The 2,795-nt window shown below is 43.1% G+C and carries 2 protein-coding genes and 2 pseudogenes; 1 reads left to right on the top strand and 3 read right to left on the bottom strand.

Features of this window, described 5'->3' with window-relative positions:
* Positions 1–180 (top strand): annotated as a pseudogene (locus tag ACLNCN_RS04385) (membrane protein insertase YidC); the annotation flags it as partial.
* 225 nt (positions 181–405) lie between these two features.
* Here the strand turns inward: ACLNCN_RS04385 and pflA are convergent.
* The 3 genes and pseudogenes from pflA to ACLNCN_RS04370 form a co-directional block, all read right to left on the bottom strand.
* Positions 406–1,200 (bottom strand): pyruvate formate-lyase-activating protein, encoded by a 795-nt coding sequence (pflA, locus tag ACLNCN_RS04380; protein ID WP_424844707.1) that lies wholly within the window; start codon positions 1,198–1,200, stop codon positions 406–408.
* Positions 1,201–1,325: 125 nt separating this feature from the next.
* A complete protein-coding gene (locus ACLNCN_RS04375; RefSeq protein ID WP_424844706.1) occupies positions 1,326–2,576 on the bottom strand; it encodes a diaminopimelate decarboxylase in 1,251 nt (416 codons plus the stop codon).
* Positions 2,577–2,642: 66 nt separating this feature from the next.
* Positions 2,643–2,795: pseudogene (locus tag ACLNCN_RS04370) on the bottom strand (pur operon repressor); the annotation flags it as partial.

Genomic DNA, 2,795 nt, shown 5'->3' with positions numbered 1-2,795 from the left:
TATATCGTTCGTCCAAAACTTCGCAAAAAAGTCCGTGAAGAACTAGCCAAGAACCCACCAAAAGCACGTTCTTTCTCAACACCAAGTGGACGAAAAGACGTTACTCCTGAACAACCAACTGCTATCACAAGCAAGAAAAAACACAAAAATCGCAACGCTGGAAAACAACGTTCGAGATAAGAAGAAAAAGGCTTAGCTGGTTTGCTAAGTCTTTTTGCAAGTCATACTCTTCGAAAATCTCTTCAAACCACGTCAGCTTCGCCTTGCCGTATATATGTTACTGACTTCGTCAGTTCTATCCACAACCTCAAAACCATGTTTTGAGCAGCCTGCGGCTAGCTTCCTAGTTCGCTCTTTGATTTTCATTGAGTATCAAAAGCCCGATGTTTCCATCAGGCTTCTTTTTTATCCATGTACACGTTTCATGTAGTCTTGATAACTTTCGGTATCCATGAGTTTTTTAGCATTTTTCACGCGATCTGCTGTTGGTGGTTTGACCCCTTCGAGGGAATATGGAATTCCCAGTTCACGCCACTTGAACTCACCCATGGTGTGATAAGGCAGGATTTCAAACTTATCAACATTTTTGAGGGTCTTGACGAACTTACCAAGTTCAATCAAATCATCGTCTCTATCTGTCAAACCTGGAACTAGCACGTGGCGAATCCAGACAGGTTTTCCAATATCTGATAGATACTGGGCACAGGCCAATATGTTTTTATTAGTTTGGCTAGTAACGATCCTATGCTGTTCTTCATTGATTTCCTTAATATCCAAGAGAACCAAGTCAGTGACAGCCATGAGCTTGTCAAACTTTTCAAGGTAACGTGGTTTATTACGGAATGGAAGGGCACAGGTATCCAAGGTACAGTGGATTCCTTGTTCTTTAGCCTTGGTGAAGAGGGCAATCAAGAAATCAATCTGCAAGAGGGCTTCTCCCCCACTGACTGTAATACCACCCTTATTTCCCCAGAAACCGCGGTAGCGCAAGGCCTCTGCCAAGACATCATCTACTGTCCGTTCACGTGATTTATTGGACTCCATAGCCCATGTGTCTGGATTGTGGCAATACTGGCAACGCATGTGACAGCCCTGCAAAAAGACAATAAAGCGAATACCAGGCCCATCTACCGAACCAAAGCTTTCTGTCGAATGCACCATTCCTGTCACTTGTCCATAATCAATTGTTTCTTCAGACATATCGTTACCTTCCTTGAAAACGTTTTATAGTTTTATTATATCACGACTTGAAGGAAAAACAAGATTTTTGCCTATTTTTTAGAAAGCAATCTGTTTTTCAATTTCATTTTCAATTAATTATCATTTTATTCTTCAAAATCAAAATCATACAAGGTTGCAAAATAGTCCTCAGGGCGCTCTGCACGGCGGATTTGACGCGCTTTGCCTTCTTCAGTATAGAGGATTTCCGCAGAACGAAGTTTGGCGTTGTACTGATAGCCCATTGAAAAACCGTGGGCACCTGTATCATGAATTACCAACAAATCACCGATTTCTGTATGAGGTAACTCGCGATTCACTGCAAATTTATCATTGTTTTCGCAGAGTGAACCGACCACATCTACCACCTCAGCTGGTCCTTCTGGATGAGTCAGATTGGTGATATGGTGGTAGGCTCCGTACATGGCTGGACGCATGAGGTTGACCGCTGATGCATCCACACCTAGATAGGTACGGTAAGTTTTCTTCTTATGAGTGACTCTTGTGACCAAAGCTCCGTGAGGGGCTAACATAAAGCGACCCAATTCTGTGAAAATCTTGACCTCACCAAGACCTGCTGGTGTAAGAACTTCTTCATACACCTTGCGAACTCCCTCACCAATCAAGGCGATATCGTTTGGCTCCTGATCTGGACGATAGTTAACACCAATACCACCAGAAAGATTGATAAAGTCTAGCGAAATACCCAACTTTTCCTTGATTTCAACAGCCAATTCAAAAAGCTGACGAGCCAACTCTGGATAGTAGAGATAGGTCACCGTATTAGATGCTAGGAAGGAGTGAATCCCAAAAGTCTTGGCTCCTTTTTCCTTCAAGATGGCAAAGGCTTCAAAGAGCTGGTCCTTGGTCATGCCAAACTTTGCCTCTCCAGGATTGTCCATGATGTCTGTCCCCAGTTCAAAAACACCGCCAGGATTGTAACGACAAGAGATGATTTCTGGAATGCCTGCCGCTCGCTCCAGATGTTCAATATCTTCAAAGGCATCCAAGTTAATGGTTGCACCCAATTCACGCGCATAGGCATATTCCTTGTCTGGCGTGTTGTTAGAGGAGAACATAATTTCAGAACCCGGAAAGTCCAGTTTGTGACTCATCAAGAGTTCTACATAACTAGAACAGTCCACACCGCAACCTTCCTCTTGGAGGATTTTCAGGATAGCTGGTGTTGGAGTTGCCTTAACTGCAAAATATTCCTTAAAGCCCTTGTTCCAAGAAAAGGCTTGGTTGACAGCTCTTGCCTTCTCACGAATCCCCTTCTCATCATACAAGTGAAAGGGTGTCGGGAACTCAGCAACAATCGCTTCTAAGTCTTCTTTATTGATAAATGGTGTTTTCATAAGCTTCCTTCTATTCTATTTGCAAAGAAAGGCTGGGACAATCGTTCCAACCTTTAGTTCTATCTCTTAATCTTCGTCAAAGATATTGCCAACCTCAACATCGATGGCTTGGTTCTTGACATCAATATTGGTTACCTTCAAGAGTGACTTGTAGTCAAATTGCTTTTCACGTTCTTCTTGGGCATTGTCCGCAAAGACTGCGACACCAGCTAGGTCAGA

The organism is Streptococcus sp. CL8.13 (genome assembly GCF_049737895.1).
The sequence above is the reverse complement of the archived record's forward strand: the minus strand, read 5'-3'. Positions and strand labels throughout refer to the sequence as shown.

Excerpts from the sequence above, each read along its gene's own strand:
- pflA (WP_424844707.1), bottom strand. The coding sequence starts at position 1,200 with ATGTCTGAAGAAACAATTGATTATGGACAAGTGACAGGAATGGTGCAT.
- ACLNCN_RS04375 (WP_424844706.1), bottom strand. The coding sequence starts at position 2,576 with ATGAAAACACCATTTATCAATAAAGAAGACTTAGAAGCGATTGTTGCT.